The 15,522-nt window shown below is 73.9% G+C and carries 11 protein-coding genes; 5 read left to right on the plus strand and 6 right to left on the minus strand.

Features of this window, described 5'->3' with window-relative positions; all coding sequences use genetic code 11:
- Positions 1 to 68: 68 nt before the first annotated feature.
- Positions 69 to 2,372 (minus strand): aminotransferase class I/II-fold pyridoxal phosphate-dependent enzyme, encoded by a 2,304-nt coding sequence (locus IAG44_RS17655; protein WP_187748057.1) that lies wholly within the window; start codon positions 2,370 to 2,372, stop codon positions 69 to 71.
- Positions 2,359 to 3,687, minus strand: a complete 1,329-nt coding sequence (locus IAG44_RS17660; RefSeq protein ID WP_187748058.1) for a B12-binding domain-containing radical SAM protein — start codon at positions 3,685 to 3,687, stop codon at positions 2,359 to 2,361. The genes IAG44_RS17655 and IAG44_RS17660 overlap by 14 nt, the downstream gene beginning before the upstream one ends.
- A gap of 221 nt (positions 3,688 to 3,908) precedes the next feature.
- Between IAG44_RS17660 and IAG44_RS17665 the strand changes: the two genes are divergently transcribed.
- The 3 genes from IAG44_RS17665 to IAG44_RS17675 all read left to right on the plus strand — a co-directional run bounded on the left by IAG44_RS17665 (position 3,909) and on the right by IAG44_RS17675 (position 7,373).
- Positions 3,909 to 5,288, plus strand: a complete 1,380-nt coding sequence (locus tag IAG44_RS17665; RefSeq protein WP_187748059.1) for a hypothetical protein — start codon at positions 3,909 to 3,911, stop codon at positions 5,286 to 5,288.
- 130 nt (positions 5,289 to 5,418) lie between these two features.
- Entirely contained in the window at positions 5,419 to 6,642 is a 1,224-nt protein-coding gene (locus tag IAG44_RS17670) for a phosphoenolpyruvate carboxykinase (ATP) (RefSeq protein WP_187748060.1), read from the plus strand.
- Positions 6,636 to 7,373 carry a tyrosine-protein phosphatase gene (locus tag IAG44_RS17675; RefSeq protein ID WP_187748061.1) on the plus strand — a complete coding sequence of 246 codons (738 nt, stop codon included), beginning with the start codon at positions 6,636 to 6,638 and terminating at the stop codon, positions 7,371 to 7,373. Before IAG44_RS17670 ends, IAG44_RS17675 begins: the two co-directional genes overlap by 7 nt.
- A gap of 1,321 nt (positions 7,374 to 8,694) precedes the next feature.
- Here IAG44_RS17675 and IAG44_RS17680 read toward each other — a convergent pair.
- The gene (locus IAG44_RS17680) at positions 8,695 to 11,376 is read right to left on the minus strand and encodes an AfsR/SARP family transcriptional regulator (protein ID WP_187748062.1); all 2,682 of its coding nucleotides are present in this window, start codon (positions 11,374 to 11,376) and stop codon (positions 8,695 to 8,697) included.
- Positions 11,377 to 11,609: 233 nt separating this feature from the next.
- Positions 11,610 to 12,602: a helix-turn-helix transcriptional regulator gene (locus IAG44_RS17685; RefSeq protein ID WP_187748063.1), complete on the minus strand. Its 993-nt coding sequence runs from the start codon at positions 12,600 to 12,602 to the stop codon at positions 11,610 to 11,612.
- A gap of 743 nt (positions 12,603 to 13,345) precedes the next feature.
- On the opposite strand from IAG44_RS17685, the gene IAG44_RS17690 reads away from it, so the two are divergent.
- Positions 13,346 to 13,489 carry a hypothetical protein gene (locus tag IAG44_RS17690; protein WP_187748064.1) on the plus strand — a complete coding sequence of 48 codons (144 nt, stop codon included), beginning with the start codon at positions 13,346 to 13,348 and terminating at the stop codon, positions 13,487 to 13,489.
- A 60-nt stretch (positions 13,490 to 13,549) separates the two neighbouring features.
- Here the strand turns inward: IAG44_RS17690 and IAG44_RS17695 are convergent, their stop codons facing one another.
- On the minus strand, positions 13,550 to 14,143 hold the full coding sequence (locus IAG44_RS17695; protein ID WP_223006795.1) for a GrpB family protein: 594 nt from the start codon (positions 14,141 to 14,143) through the stop codon (positions 13,550 to 13,552).
- Positions 14,140 to 14,901: a class I SAM-dependent methyltransferase gene (locus tag IAG44_RS17700; protein ID WP_187748065.1), complete on the minus strand. Its 762-nt coding sequence runs from the start codon at positions 14,899 to 14,901 to the stop codon at positions 14,140 to 14,142. The genes IAG44_RS17695 and IAG44_RS17700 overlap by 4 nt, the downstream gene beginning before the upstream one ends.
- A gap of 181 nt (positions 14,902 to 15,082) precedes the next feature.
- On the opposite strand from IAG44_RS17700, the gene IAG44_RS17705 reads away from it, so the two are divergent.
- Positions 15,083 to 15,517, plus strand: coding sequence for a nucleoside-diphosphate kinase (locus tag IAG44_RS17705; RefSeq protein ID WP_187748066.1), 435 nt, complete (start codon positions 15,083 to 15,085; stop codon positions 15,515 to 15,517).
- Positions 15,518 to 15,522: the final 5 nt, after the last annotated feature.

Genomic DNA, 15,522 nt, shown 5'->3' on the forward strand with positions numbered 1-15,522 from the left:
CTCGGCGAGCATGCGGCGTCATGACCGACTCCCCTCGACGCGCGGGCCCCCTCGGCAAGCACACGGCGTCATGACCGGCCCCCTTCGGCGCGGGCCCCCTCGGCGAGCACGTCGACGACCCGGCGCATGACGGGCCGGTCGGCCAGCGAGATCCGCAGGCACTCCCCCAGTCCCGGCACGCCGGTCAGCGCGCGCGTCCTGAACCCGGCGTCCAGCAGGGCCCGTTCGGCGCGCGCGGGCTCGTCCCGGGAGCCGGTGTGGAAGGTGACGAAGTTCCCGCCGGGCGGGAGCCGCCGCCAGCCGGGGCGGACCTCCTCGACGGCGTCGGCGAACTCGTCCCGGATGGCCCGCACGTCGTCCCACACCTCGGCGAACTCCGCCGTGCGCTCCAGGAGTTCGGACAGCAGCGCGAGGGCGGGGCCGGAGACGGTGCTGTCCGGGCGGTACGCGGCGAGGTGGCCCGCGATGTCCTCGCCCGCGAAGACGGCGGCGATCCTGGCGCCGGCCAGGGCGTGCGACTTGGAGTGCGACCGGACGACGACCAGGCGCGGGTGGTCCACGAGCAGCGGGGTGTGCGTCACGCCCGCGTAGGCGCCGTAGCACTCGTCGACGACCAGCAGATGCCCGTACCGCTCGCACACGTCCGCCAGGAACCCGACCTCCTCGGCCGGCACCGGCAGCCCCGACAGCCCCGCCGGGCTGGTCAACGCGACGACGGACGGCGGATGCGCGCGCACGGCGTCGAACAACTCGGCGTTGTCCAACCGAGGCGGCTGCCCCCGCAATTGCCGCACCGAAGTCACCGGCACCCCCCGCAACCGCGCGTAGTACTCCCACGCCTCGAACGCCGGCTCCGGCACGATCAACCGCCCCGCCGGCACCGCGAACGCGTCGACCAGCATCCCGATCGCACTGTCCGACCCCGCCGTGACCAAAACCCCCTCAACACCCACCCCATACCGAGCCCCCAACTTCCCCCGCACCTCGGCAAGCACCGGATACGACCGCGTATCAACCACCCCAACCGCCCGCAACGCCTCAGCCACCAGCCGATCAGCCAACGGATGCTGCAACTCACAACTCTTCAGATTGACCCCGGCGAACCGCCGCCGAGGCGGATGCGCGACGGCGAGCGCGGAGGCCCGCAGGGGAAAGCGAGGAACGAGCGGGGAGCCGACAGAGCCCAAGGCGGCACCGGACGAGGGCCCCCCGGCATCCGGCGCGGGCACCAGGAGACCGCGCCCGGCCGGCAAGGCACCGAGCGGGGCCGGCCCGGCACCAAGCGCGAGCGTCACGCTGCCGGGCGCGGCCGACGCGGTGCCGGACACGGGCGGCGCGGTGCCGGGCGCGGCCGACGCGGTGCCGGGCGCGGCCGGCGCGGTGCCGGGCGCGGCCGACGCGGTGCCGGGCGCGGCCGGCGCGGTGCCGGACACGGGCATCACGCTGCCGGACACGGGCATCACGCTGCCGGGCGCAGGCATCACGCTGCCAGACACGGCCGGCGCAGTGCCGGACACGGACGTCACGCTGCCGGGCGCAGGCATCACGCTGCCGGACACGGACGGTACGACATCCGGCGCGGGCATCACGGCACCCCGCGCGGGCGGCGCAGTACCGGGCGGGGCCGACGCAGCGGCCGGTACGGCGCCCTGTGCGGGGATCGCCGGATGCGGCGAGGCGGTCACGGTGTCCGGCGCGGCCGCCATCTGGTCCGGCGCGGACGCCATCGAGGCCGGCACTGCGCCACCCGCGCCAGGCACAGTCGTCACCTGGACCAGCGCGGACGCCATCGGGCCCGGCACGGGCGTCATCGGGGCCAGCGTGGGCGCCATCGGGCCCGGCGCGGATGTTATCGGGCCCGGCGCGGATGTTATCGGGACCGGCGCGGATGTTATCGGGACCGGCACTGCGCCACCCGCGCCCGGCACAGTCGTCACCTGGGCCAGCACGGGCGCCATCGGGCCCGGCGCGGATGTTATCGGGACCGGCACTGCGCCACCCGCGCCCGGCACAGTCGTCACCTGGGCCAGCACGGGCGCCATCGGGCCCGGCGTGGGCGTCATCGGGGCCAGCGTGGGCGCCATCGGGCCCGGCGCGGATGTTATCGGGACCGGCACTGCGCCACCCGCGCCCGGCACAGTCGTCGCCTGGGCCAGCACGGACGTCATCGGGCCCGGCGCGGCCGCCATCGAGGCCGGCACTGCGCCACCCGCGCCCGGCACGGTCGTCACCTGGGCCGGCACGGGCGCCATCGGGCCCGGCACGGCCGCCATCGAGGCCGGCGCGGCCGCCATCGGGCCCGGTACCGCTCCCGTCGTCGTCACCGACACCGGCGTCCCCGCCCGCCCCGCGCCCGTCTCACGCCGCGTCATGGGTCGCGTACTGCGGGATCGCCTCGTAGACCGTCGTGAGTCGGTCCTCGGGGCCGAACATGAAGCGGTACCACTCGGGGGCGAGGGGGTCGCCGGGGGTGGAGAGGAGTTGGCGGTTGTAGCGGCTGATCTGGAGGGGGGTGAGGTCGGCGGGGATGCCGTGGTAGGGGGTGTACATGGTGGGGCGGACGCGCGCGCCGGTGCTGCGGGCGACGTCGAGGGTGCGGGCGACGCCGGCGGGGGTGGTGCCGGGGAGGCCGACGATGACGAAGGCGTTCAGCTCGATGCCCGCGCGCTCGCACCAGCGGGCCAGCGTGCGGAACTTCTCGTCCTCGATCTGCTTGGCCCGCGGCAGGGTGCCCTGGCTGTCGGGTTCGAGGGTTTCGAGGCCGACGGAGATACGGACGCAGCCCGAGGCGCCCATCAGCGTGACGAGTTCTTCACTGAGGTGGTGAATGGTGGTCGCGCATTTCCAGCGCGGTTTCAGCTCGCTCCGCTGGAAGCGCACGCACAGTTCCTGCACCCAGCGCCGGTTGAGCGTGAAGGTCGGCGCGTAGAAGGCGACGTATTCGAAAGGCTGCCGGGAAAAAGCGTCCTCGATGTATTGGACGGTTCGGTCCACCGAGAGCCGGCGTTCCTTGAGCCCGAATATCGACGGCACTTCGCAGAAGTCGCAGCCGACGGGGCAGCCGCGCGCGGCCGGCACGACGAGTTCGCGGCGGAAGGGGATCCCGCAGAACTTGTGGTCGTCGCGCGCGTAGAGCCGGTCGTAGGCGGCGTAGGGGATCTCGTCGACGTCGGGCAGGCTCCACTCGTCGGCGCTCAGCGTGCCCCCGGGCTCGCTCGGGTCGTGCCACTCCCCCGCCGCCCGCACGGCGACCCCGGGCAGCGCGCCCTCGGGCCAGCGCCCCTCGGCGACGGCGTCGACGACGTGCGCGACCCCGCACTCGTAGTCCCCGGACCGGACGATCGCGTCCAGGTCGTAGCGCTGGAAGTACCCGGGGTTCATGCTGCTCAGCCGGCCGAACGTGACCAGCCGGCTGCGCGGCGACAGCTCCCTGGCGTAGGCGATGAACCGCTCCAGACCGTCCACGGCGTCGAAGTCGTTCATCACGGCGACGACGTCGTAGTCACCCTGGAACAGCAGATCGCCGACCGCCTTCCAGTTCATGTTGAGCACCCCGGCGTCGCGCACGTCGACCCGGGTCACCCGGGGGTCGCGCCGGAGGTGTCCCGCCGTCATGAACGCGGGCGTGTGATGGCCGGCGTTGAAGTAACTGGGGACATGAGGCGGCCAGATGACCAGTACCTTCATGGATTCACTCCTGCCTCGAACCTTTCCCTGGATGCTGAGGCGGATCGGGGCCGCGCGGAATCCGGGGTTTCTCCCGGCGGAACGCGTTTTACCGACCTTTCACTGAGCAGCTTTCGCGAAGAAGAGCGTTCCGCCGGGTGAAACCCTTTCCGGCCGTAAATGCGTATTCGCCCTAGGGTGCCCAGGACTCTGTGATTCCCGCAGCAGGAAAGGACCCCCTCATGCGCAGTGCAGCGTCTGTGATCACGGCCCCGCGCGAGGCCGAGGCGGCGACCGACAGCTGGGAGCTCTCCCGGACGCGGACGCCGTCGCCGGTGCGCGTGGGCGTCTCCGGGTTCAAGCACCTCCTCGTCCCGGCGCTGGCCGCCGCGTGCCTCGCGGACCGGCCCTGGGTGATCTCCAACGTGCCGGACATCGCCGACACCCGGGTGCTGACCGCGCTGCTCGGCGGGGCCGGGGCCGCCGTCATGCACGACCACCGCGCGGGCACGCTCCGCGTCCTCGCCGGGGAGCTGCGGCAGCACCGGATCCCGGACGAGCTGTCGGCGCAGGTGCACGGCGGTGTCTACCTGCTGCCGGCGCTGCTCGCCGCGACCGGCCGGGTCGTGTCGGGGCGGCACGGCGGCTGCCGGATCGGCGGGGGCTCGGCGGGCGAGCGCCCGCTGTCCCACGTCGCCGCCGTGATGGAGCGCTTCGGCGCCCGCACCGACCTCTCGGACGGCGGTTTCAGCGCGTCCGCGCCGCTGTCGGGGCTGCGCGGCGCCGTCGTCGACCTCGCCGACTTCGCCGTCCGGGAGCCGTTGACCGGCACCCTCACCGGGCCCTACTACTCCGGGGCGACGAAGACGGCGCTGCTGCTCGGCGCGGTCGCGCGCGGCACGACCGTGCTGCGCGAGCCGTACCCGAAGGCGGACGTGGTGGAGCTGGCGCGCGCGCTCGGCTCGGCCGGGGTGCCGGTGCGGTTCGGGGACGGCGAGATCGAGATCGAGGGGCGCGGCGGGCCGGTCGGCGGCACCGAGCTGCGGCTGCCGTCCGACCTGATGGAGGTGGTCACGATGATCGCCCTGTCGGTGTGCCTCGACACGGAGTCGCGGGTGCGGGTGGACCGGCCGGACGCGGTGCGGGCGGGGCTGGTGCCGGAGCTGGCGGTGCTGAACGCGATGGGGGTCCCGCTGGACTGGGAGGGGGACACGCTGCGGGTCGGGCGGGTGTCGCGGCTGACGCCCGTGGACGTCGTCGCCGCCTCCCACCTCGTCTACAGCGACGCCCTCGCGCTGCTGGTGCCGATGCTGCTGCGGGCGTCGGGGCCGTCCGTGGTGACCGACCTGGTGTGGGGGTCGCGGTTCGGGTACGCGCCGGGGCTGCGGGCGCTGGGCGCCGACCTCACCGTCACCGGGTCCCGGATGACCGTGCGGCCGAGCACGCTGGGCCGCGCGGCCGGGGAGCTGCACGGGGGTGACCTGCGGGCCGTGATGTCGCTGGTGATCGGGGCGCTGACGGCCGGCGGGCGGCACGTCGTGCACGGGGTGGGGCATCTGGCGCGCGGGTACGAGAACCTGCCGGCGAAGCTGCGGGCGTTCGGCGCGGACGTGCGGGGGTGAGCGCAGGACGTGTTCCGGGCCGTGGAACGGCCCCTGGCCGCACGGGAGTTGGTCCGCAGGATGAAACGTGGCCGCTTCGGGCCGGGCGGCGGGCGCCGGGCCGTGTGGGAACCGCGAAAGGAAGGCCCCTGTGACGGGAGAACCGCGTACGAACCTGCTCGACGATCCGGTGGTGCCGGTGGTGTCCCCGCCCGGTGAGGTGTTCACGCTGTCGCGGTGGTTCGCGCGGCTGTCCGTCGAGAGCGCGCTGCCGGAGCTGAACGCGTTCCTCACGGCGCTGCTCGGGCCGTACTTCGTGCCGGCCGCCGGCGCGGATCCCGACGCGGTGACCGTGTCCGTGCGGTGCGTGCCGGAGCTGCCCGGCACCCGGGGTGACCTGGAGGCCGTGCCGCGCAGTCCGCAGCTGTGGCTCGACGAGGACGGGCCCCGGATGGTCGTCCTGGAGCATCTGAGCGACACGATGGTGACGCTGCGGGACATGGAGGAGGACAGCGATCCCGTCCTGATCAGCGTGCACCGCGGTGAGCGGGCCGTGCGGCTGGACATCGCCGAGGACACGCCCCGGGCGCGGCGCGGGGTCGTGCGGCTGGTGGCGTTCCTGCTCAGCGCGCAGCTGCACTCCGGCGGGGTGCCGGTGCTGCACGGGTCCGCCGTCGCCCGTGACGGCAAGGCCGTCGCCGTCTTCGGGGCCAGCAGTTCGGGGAAGTCGACGCTCGCGTTCCTCGCGTCCACGCTGGCCGGCTGGGACTTCGTCTCCGACGACACGCTGCTCGCCTGGGAGACGTCGCCCGGCGGGCCGCTCGCGCTCAGCGGGGCGCCTCGGCGGCTCGGGATCGGGGTCGGGGCGCTCGTCGGGCATCCCGCGCGGGAGCGGTTCGAGACGCATCCGCTGCGCCGCTACGGCGACTCCCCCCTCGGCTCCCTGCCGACGCCGTCCACCCACTCCTGGTCGCGGGAGGGGCGGGTGCGGATCTACTGCGACATCGACGAGTTCACCGCGATCACCGGAACGCGGTGCGCCCAGCACGCCGAACCGGCCGGGATCGTCCTCCCCGTCGCCGATCCCCACATGTCCGGGTGGACGGTGGAGGCCGACACCTCCGGCACGGCGGCGCCCGAACTTGAGCCGACCAGTGGGCGGGGCCTGCGGTACTTCGTCGACTACCTCGGGATCCTCGCGCCCCGCCCCTTCGACGCGCAGGCGCGGGCGCGGGTCCTGGAAGGCGTACGCCAACTGCCCCGCGTCCGCGTGCGCTACGGCCCCGACGTCAACAAGGACTTCCCCCGCTTCTGGGACGAGGTCACGGGGGCGCTGGGGCTGGGCGCCGGCGTGGGAGAGGGGGCGTCGTGTTGATCTGGAACGTGGAGTCCGAGGCCGTCGGGGTCAACTTCCGGGAGGTGCGGGCGCAGGGGCTGCGCGGTGGACGGCTGTTCCGCTGCGGGCATGTGACCTCGTGCACGGAACAGGACGCGGCCGTCCTGCGCGACCGGTACGGCATCCGGACGGTCGTCGACCTGCGCAGCGCGCGGGAGGTCGCGGCGTACGGTCCGCCCCAGGCCCTCCTCGACGCCGGTCTGCGCTGGGTCCAGGCACCGCTGACCGGCTACTCCGGCGCCGCCGTCGCCGCGCCCCGGCCCACCAGCGCGGACGTCGTCCGCTACTACCACGGCATCCTCACGGACGCGTACGACGCGTGCTGGCCGGGCCTCTTCGACGCCCTCGCCTCAGCCTGTGCCGAACCCTTCCTGATCTGCTGCCACTTCGGCAAGGACCGCACCGGCCTCGCCGTCGCCTCCCTCCTCGACCTCCTCGGCTGCCCACCCGACGACATCGCCCTCGACTACGCCGAAAGCGCCCGCGACCTCGTCGCCCAGGTCGACCGCTTCCAGGACAAGTGGCTCCGCCGTGGTCACACCCGCGACGACTATCTCCACCGCGTCCAGGTCCGCGCCGAAACCATGCGCACCCTCCTGTCGGAAGTCCGCGACCGCCACGGCGGCCTCCAGCCGTTCCTCAGCCGGCGGGGGGTCTCCCCTACGGCGCTGGCAACGCTGCGGACGGAACTTTCGGTGCCGGAGGTGTGAATGGGGGGTGAGGTATGAACGGGGGCTGAGGGGCGGCCGCGATCAGCCGACCCGCGCGAGGAGTTCGGCCGTGACCGGCCGGTCGGAGCGGGGCAGCCTCCGGGAGCGGATGGTCGCCGAAGACGGGCGGCCGCCCGGGGTGGGTGGTCCGGGGTGGGCGGTCGGTCGGCGGGCGGGTGCCCGGTGGGCCGGGGTGCGGGGCCGCTGGGGATCCTGGGGCGCTCTGCCGGGACTGGGGTTGCGCGGGCCGGGGCACCGGGCGGCGTGGGGTGGTCGCCGGTCGGCGTGGGGTGGTCGCCGGGCCGGGCGGTAGCCGGAGGCGGATGGTCGCCGGAGACGGGCAGCCTCCCGGAGGCAGGGCTCGCCGGAGCGGGCAGTCGCCTGGGGGCGGACGGTCTCCGGGAGCGGGCGAGCGCCGGAGCCAGGCGGGCGCCGAAGGCGGGCAGGCACCGGGAGTGGGCGCCGGAGCCAGACGGGCACCAAAAGCGAGCAGACACCGGGAGTGGGCGCCGGAGCCAGACGGGCACCAAAAGCGGGCCGGGCAGCCTCCCGGAGGCAGGGCTCACCGGAACGGGCAGTCGCCCGGGGGCGGACGGTCTCCGGGAGCGGGCGAGCGCCGGAACCAGGCGGGCACCGAAGACGGGCAGACACCGGGAGTGGGCGCCGGAGCCAAGCGGGCACCAAAAGCGGGCCGGGCAGCCTCCCGGAGGCAGGGCTCACCGGAACGGGCAGTCGCCCGGGGGCGGACGGTCTCCGGGAGCGGGCGAGCGCCGGAACCAGGCGGGCACCGAAGGCGGGCAGACACCGGGGCGGATGGTCGCCGAAGGCGGGCAGTCTCCCGAGGCGGGCGGTCGCCCGGGGGCGGATGGTTCGGGCTGAGCGATCGGTCGACAGGGTGGTACCAGGTGGGCCGGGGTGCGGGGCCGCTGGGGATCCTGGGGTGCTCTGCCGGGACTGGGGTTGTGCGGGCCGGGGCACCGGGCGGCGTGGGCCGTTGGGGCGGGCCCGGCCGGGCCGGTGGGGCTGTTCGGTGAGGGTGGGCGCGGTGGGCCTGGCGGTGGGGAGGCCGGCCGTGTGTGGGTGGCCACGCCGCGGGGCTCGCGGGCCGGGACGCCGGTCCGTGGGGGTTGGTCGCGGCGGGCGCCGTGGGGTGGTGGGCCGTTGGGTCGGCCTCGGCCGGATCGGTGGGGCTGTTCTGTGAGGGTGGGGGCGGGGCTGGGGAGGCCGGGTGTGTGGGGCTGGCCGTGCCGTGGGGGCTCGGGGGCCGGTGTTTGGGTCTGTGGGGGTGGGGCGTCGGTGGGGGGTGGGCGCGGGCAGGGGGTCAGCGGAGGGGGCCCGTGGGTTGGGTTGTTCGGGTGGGGAGGGGGCGTTTGAGGAGGGGGGGTAATGGGGGGAGGGGGTCCAGGGGGGAGCGGTGGGGCGGGGAGGGGTGGAGGAGGAGGTGGATGAGGCCGACCAGGCGGTAGGACTCCGGTGCGCTGGGGGCGGGGAGGACGTCCACCAGGCCGGCCACCACCAGGTCGTCCAGGACTTCCATGCCGGCGCCCGGCGGGCAGCCCAGGAGGGCGTCGACCACCGTGGGGGAGAAGGGGCGGTCGCCCCAGCGGGCCAGGCGTTGGAGCAGCACGCGGGCGGTGGGGCGCAGGTCGTCGTAGTCGGCCTGGAGCGCGGCCCGGACGTCGGGTTCGGCGGTGGAGAGCTGGTCCAGGAGGGTCGCGTCGTCCTTGAGGGACTTCAGGTGCAGGGACAGGGGCCACTGGGAACGCCGGTTCAGCCGGCAGGCCAGCGCGGTCAGGGCCAGCGGCAGCCCCGCGCAGCGCTCCGCGAGCCGGCGGGCCGCCTCCGGTTCCGCGGCGATCCGGGCCGCGCCCACCAGCCGCGCGAGGTAGCTGACGGAGGCGTCCGTGTCGAGGTGGCCCAGCCTGATCCGGCGGGCCACCGGCTGCGCGCCCCACGGTTCCCTGCTGACCAGGATGACCGCGCTGTCGGTGCCGTCCGTCAGCAGCGGGGACACCTGCCGGAAGTCCTGCGCGTCGTCGAGGACCACCAGCACCCGGCGTTCCCGCAGCAACTCCCGGTACCGCGCCGAGCGTTCCTCCGCCGTCGGCGGCACCTCGGCCGACGGGACACCGAGGGCCCGCAGGAACGTCGCGAGGACGGTGTGGGGGTCCACCGGCGTACCGTCCGCACGGCGCATGTCGTGGTACAGCCGGCCGTCCGGATAGTCGGCGGCGAGCCTGGCCGCCGCGGCGACAACGAACGCCGTCTTCCCGATACCACGCGGCCCGGAGACAGAGACGAGCACGGGACCGGGCCGGACGCCGGGCTCGGCGAGGTCGGCGAGGTCAGAGAGGTCGGGATGGACGGGGGCCGCGAACGCGGGGCCCGGACCAGCGGGGGCCGGGTAGGCAGAGGCCGGACCAGCGGGGGCCGGATACGCGGAAGCCGTGAACGCCGGGCCCGGACCAGCGGGGTTCGGGTAGGCGGAAGCCGGACCAGCGGGGGCCGGGTAGGCAGAGGCCGGACCAGCGGGGATCGGATACGCGGAAGCCGTGAACGCCGGGCCCGGACCAGCGGGGTTCGGGTAGGCGGAAGCCGGACCAGCGGGGGCCGGATACGCGGAAGCCGGACCAGCGGAGGCCGGGTAGGCGGAAGCCGGACCAGCGGAGGCCGGGTAGGCGGAGGCCGGACCAGCGGGGGGTGCGGACGTCGGGCCCGGAGCGGTGGGGTTCGCGTACGTGGGGGCCGCGCCCGGCGTGCCCGCGCGCGAGGTGCCCTCGCCCGGAGCCGTCGTCCCCGGCGCGCCCGCAGGCGACATTCCCGTCGTCCCCGGCGCACCCGCAGGCGACGTCCCTACCCCCGGCACGCCCGTACGCGACACCCCCGTCCCGCCCGAACCCGCAGGACTCGTCCCCGGCGTGCCCGCGCGCGACATCCCCGCCCCGCCCAAGCCCCCCGGACTCGTCCCCGGCACGCCCGCGCGCGGCGCCCCCGGCATGCCCGTCCCCACCGGACCCGTCCCGCCCGTACCCGTCGTCTCCGCCCCCGGCGCCCCCGTCCGCGCCTCGCGCAGGACCCTTCGCAGCGCGCGGAATTCCTCCGTGCGGCCGTCGAGGTGGCAGGTACCCGGTGCGGGGAGGAGTTCGCGGCCGAGGGTGGGGGGGCGCAGGGTGCCGTGGGTGTCGGAGGAGGAAGGGGAGTCGAGGGGGCGGGGTTCTTCCGGCCCGCGGCCTTCGCCCGCCGGGTAACTCATGTCTTGCAGAATCGTTTCATGCAGGTGTCTCAACTCGGGGTCGGGCTCCAGCCCGAGCCGGTCGCGGTATTCGCGCAGCGCCTCCCGGTAGACGGCGAGCGCGTCGGCCCGCCGCCCCAGCCGCTGGAGCGCCTTCATGTTGAGCGCCACGAGCCGCCCGTGCAGCGGGTGTTCGGCGACGAGCGCGGCGATCTCGTCGACGACGTCCGCCGCCTGCCCGAGGTCGAGCTGCGCGTCGAGACAGACCTCGAGGACGTGCAGCCGGCGCTGCGCGAGCTGGCGCGCGACGGACTGGACGACCTCGCTGCCGACGTCCGCCAGCGGCTCGCCGGTGAAGAGGCCGAGCGCGCGGCGCGCACGGGCGACCCCCTCGGCGGTCGCGTCGGGCGTCGCGCGGCGGCGGATCGCGCGCAGGGCCTCGGAGACCTCGCGTTCGAAGACGGGCAGGTCCACCTCGTCCGGTTCGGTGACGAGCTGGTAGCCGGGGCGTGAGGTGACGATCCGTCCGGAGAGCCCCGCCGCGTCGAACGCCCGGCGCAGGCGCGAGATGCAGATCTGGATCTGGGTCCGCGCGGTGGACGGCGCGTCGTAGTCCCAGACCGCGTCCGCCAGCCGCTCCACGGAGAGCACCTTGTTGGCGTTGAGGATCAGCTGCGCGGCGACGACGCGCTCGCGCCCGGCGGGGAGCCGGATCGGTCCTGCCGGACCGGTCAGCCGGAGCGGTCCGAGAACTCGAAAGACAGGTTCCAACGCTCCGCCTCTGTCCGACGGCAGCTCCGTCAAGGCCCTTGACCCATTCTCAACTCGCCCTGGCCGCAGTCTACTCCCACCACACAGGTGCTTGAAATGTTCAGTATTCCCAAGCAAATCCCGGATGTCACGGTCGAGTTGCGCTATCCGGAAAACCCGGGTCCGCTCCCGGTTTGTGGACGCGCCGGGGTGAGCCCGCACGGCGTCACCCCGGCGTATCCGGTCATCACCCGCTACAGCCAGCCCAGTTGGGCGGCCTTGACCCCCGCCTCGAACCGGCTGCGGGCACCCAGGCGCTCCATGATCGCGGCCATCGTCCGCCGGGCCGTGCGCGCCGAGATGAAGAGTTTCGAGGCGGCCGACTCGTCGGTGTGCCCCTGTGCGATGAGCACCAGCAAAGCCTTCTCCTGCGCGGAGAGGCCGTCACCGTCGGGCCTGCGGTCGCTGCCGAACGGCGTGGCGACGTCCCAGACCTGTTCGAAGAGGGCGACCAGCGAGGCGACCATGCCCGGCTCGGTCAGGTACATCGCCCCCTTGCGGCTGTCCTCGGGGTCGATCGGCACCAGCGCGGCGCCGCGGTCCACCAGCACCATCCGGGGCGGCAGCGCGTCGACCGTGCGGAACTCACTGCCCCGGTCGGTCAGCCAGCGGGCGTACGCCAGCGTCCCCTCGTGCCCGCGCACGGAGTCCAGTCCGACGGTGCGTATCGTGACCCCGCGGGCCATGACCCGGGCGTCGTTCTCCCGCGCGGCCTCCAGCGCCGCCACGGACTGGGCACCGCCCGGCATGAACGTCTCCACGGTCCACCTGGCCTCCTGCGAGAACCGCTCCAGGCGCTGCTGGACGGCGTCGATCCCGTCCAGGCGCTGCACGCCCTCGGTCGCGGCGGAGGCGACGCTGGTGTCACGGTCGGCGAGCATCCTCAGCACCATCGACTGGCTCGCCGAGATCTGCTGCTGCCGTGCGAGCAGTTGCTCGTGCTCGCGCGCCAGGAGGTTCTGCAGCCCGACCACGGGGTCCACGGCGACGAGGCGGTCCGGCTCGGCGTGCGAGCGGCGCACCATGCGCAGGTCGAGCAGGACCTCCAGCGCGTCGCGGACCTGGGCGACGGGGAGCTGCAGGTGTTCCGCCAGCTCCGGGGCGTCCAGGGCGGGCGCCTCCAGCGCCGCGCTGTAGACGATCTCCTGCACCTGATCGAGCCCGGCCAGCCCGAACACGGCCTTCATACCCGCTCCACCTCTGCCTCCGCCCGCCGAGAGAACCGTCCCGTGCGCGCCCCGGGTCCGGGGCGTCGGGTTAATAAGCCTGCCGATGCGGAAAACGGCACATCGGCGAACGCCAATGGCTCGCCTCCGTGCCGCACGTCGCGCGGGAAACACATCATCGAACACGACCTCCATCCCCCGTCCAGGGCGGTATCCCAAGGGTCCGCCACACCGTCGGGGCGAAGGAAACACCTCGCCCGCCCTTCACACAAAGGGGCCGGACTTTCGGTCCGCTATCGCTTCCCTATCCCCCCTCTGGTCCGGACTGCCACGCGCCCGCGCGAGGGAGTGCGAGGCAGTGCACCTTCCCTCGGCTTTACCTTCTTGACCATCCCTTGACCAAGGGGTGCCGCCGGGCGCCGGGCCGACCGGACCCCGGACCAGGCATCCGAGGCGTGCGGCCGCCCGGCGCCGACGGCGGGCGGGGTGGCTGGATTTGACCGTACCCGGCCGCCCGTGGCCGTTCGCGGCCACCGCTGGCCCAAAGCGGCCGGGCCGCTTTTCCCGCTTCTGCCGGGTGGTGCGGATCCCCAGAATCGAAAACGAAGCGAGGGACGCGGCGACGCGGACAGCGAAAAGGCGAAACGGCGCCCCTCACTTCCGCCGGGTAATAACGCGGGCCGCTCTTTCCGGGCCGCCGATCAATCCGGTGAGCAAATGAATTCCCCCCACCATTTCACCGCAATTCTTCTGGAGGTCCCCCCATGTCTCGTACCCTTCGTTTCCACGGAATTCTCGTCGCCGCCGTTCTCTCCCTGACCGGCTTCGCCCTGCACGCCGAGCAGCCGGCCGCGCAGCAGGCGTCGACCGTCCAGGCCGCGGGCGGCGACGGCCTCATCTGGGACTGACCCCGGCCCCTCACCCCTCCAGCGACGCCTGAACCGTCCGTCACGCCCGTGCCGGACGGTTCAGGCGTCGCTGGGGCCCGGTTCCCAGCCGGTCTCCTGGGCCCAGACGGCGGCCTCGCGCAGCGTCGCCCAGATGAACGGGCTCTTGCCCTCGGTGTACGCCTCGGCGTCGTGGCGGTGGCGGGCCGCCAGCTCGCGTTTCGCCTCCGCGTAGCGCCGGGCCGTCTCGGGACGGGCGCGCAGGAAGTCCCGGAAGACCAGGTTGAGTTGTTCGTCGAGGCTGCCCGCGCGGCGTACGTGGATGTGGATGCGGCGGGTGTCTTCCGGCTCGCGGAAATACCGTTTCGACCGGTCGGGATTGTCCCTGCGGTAACGGAAGCCGAGCGCTTCCAGCGGGGTGCGGAAGTCGTCGTCCGGGGTGAGGGCGGGGACCGAGATCTGTACGTCGATCACCGGTTTCGCGGCGAGGCCCGGGACCGAGGTGGAGCCGATGTGGTCGATACGGAGGGCGTCGGGGAGGGCGGGGCGCAGGCGGGCGGCGAGAGCGGTGAACTCCGTTGGCCAGGCGGGGTCGTAGGGGACGATCTCGATGACGCGGGGTGCTGCGGCGGACGCGTTCCGGACACCCGGCGCTTGCGGTGCCTCTTCCGTCACGCCACCCTGCCCAGCTCGCGCTTGTAGCGCGGCGTGAACTCCACCTGCGTCGAGTAGACGCTGCGGACCCCGCCCCACTCGTGCCACAGGAAGTTGAGGTCGACGGAGGCGACGAGGCGCAGGCCGAGGTCGAGTTCGTCCCGGCGGTGGAGTTCGACGTACGCGAGGTCCGGGTGGTCCGGGCCGGCCGGCCAGACGAGGTCGATGCCGTCGACGCGCTTGAGGTGGTCGCCGAGGGTCACCTCGCGGCCGTCGTCCCAGATCTCCCAGTACCCCTGGTACTTCTCCGGCGCGTCCTTCTCGTCGAAGTGCAGGGACGGGTTGATGCGGGCCACCCCGCCGGGCGCGAGCAGCCGGTTGCACTCCTTCAGGAACGCCGCCTTGTCGTCGTACAGGTACATCGACGCCTGGCTGTAGACGAAGTCGAAGGAGCCGTCCGGGAACGGGAGCGGCTTCGAGGCGTCGCAGAAGGTGATCCGCGGCAGGGTGACGTCCGCCAGGCCGGCCTCCGTGAAGATGCCCCGCTCCACCGCCTCCGTCCGCATCCGCCGTTCGTCGCCGTCGATCGGCGAGTAGTTGAAGCCGTGCACCTCGACGGCGTCGCCGAACGCGCGGACGAGTTCCATCATCGCGACGCCGTAGCCGCAGCCCGCCTCCAGCAGCCGGGCCTTCCCCCGCTGCTCGATCCGCTCGGCGACGGCCGTCTCGAAGTCGCCGAGATACTTCTGGGCGTGGGCCAGGCCCCGGTCCCTCGTCATCTGCTGGTCCCCTCTCGGGCGTGGGTGTGTCGGCCGTCCGGCTCTCTCCGGCGACCTTAGCGGGGGGCTCCGCCGGTGTGACCGGGACATTTCGCCGCGCGGAACAGAGGGTTCTGCGAGGCCGTGGCCGACGGCAGGATCGGGACCTCGATACTGGCCGACGGCGATATTCGGAGGGCCGATGCGGACCCGTTGGAACCCACTCCCGCGCTTCGCCCTCCCCACCCGCTGCGACCTCTCCCCCTCCACCCACGCCCTCGTCAAACCCGACGGCGTCGCCCGCGGGCTCTCCCTCGTCGTGTTCTCCGCCCTGCGGGACGCCGGCCTGGACGTCGAGCCCGTCGGCTCCTTCCGGCTCCGTCCTCCCGACGCCGAACGCTGGCTCCCCGAGAAGACCGACGAACCCGACGGGGCGCTGACCCTCGCGTACCTCTGCGAGGGGCCCGTCGAGCTGCTGGCGGTCCGGGGGGACGACGCGATCCGGCGGACGCTGGCCGTGAAGCGGTGGCTGCGGGCCGAGTTGGGGTGCGGGGAGCGGCGGAACGTCGTGCACTGCCCGGAGACGGTGGGGGAACGGGATCATGAGCGGGTGGTGTTCGGGGGGTTGTTGGGGTGAGGGTG

Source organism: Streptomyces roseirectus (genome assembly GCF_014489635.1).
Taxonomy (GTDB): domain Bacteria; phylum Actinomycetota; class Actinomycetes; order Streptomycetales; family Streptomycetaceae; genus Streptomyces; species Streptomyces roseirectus.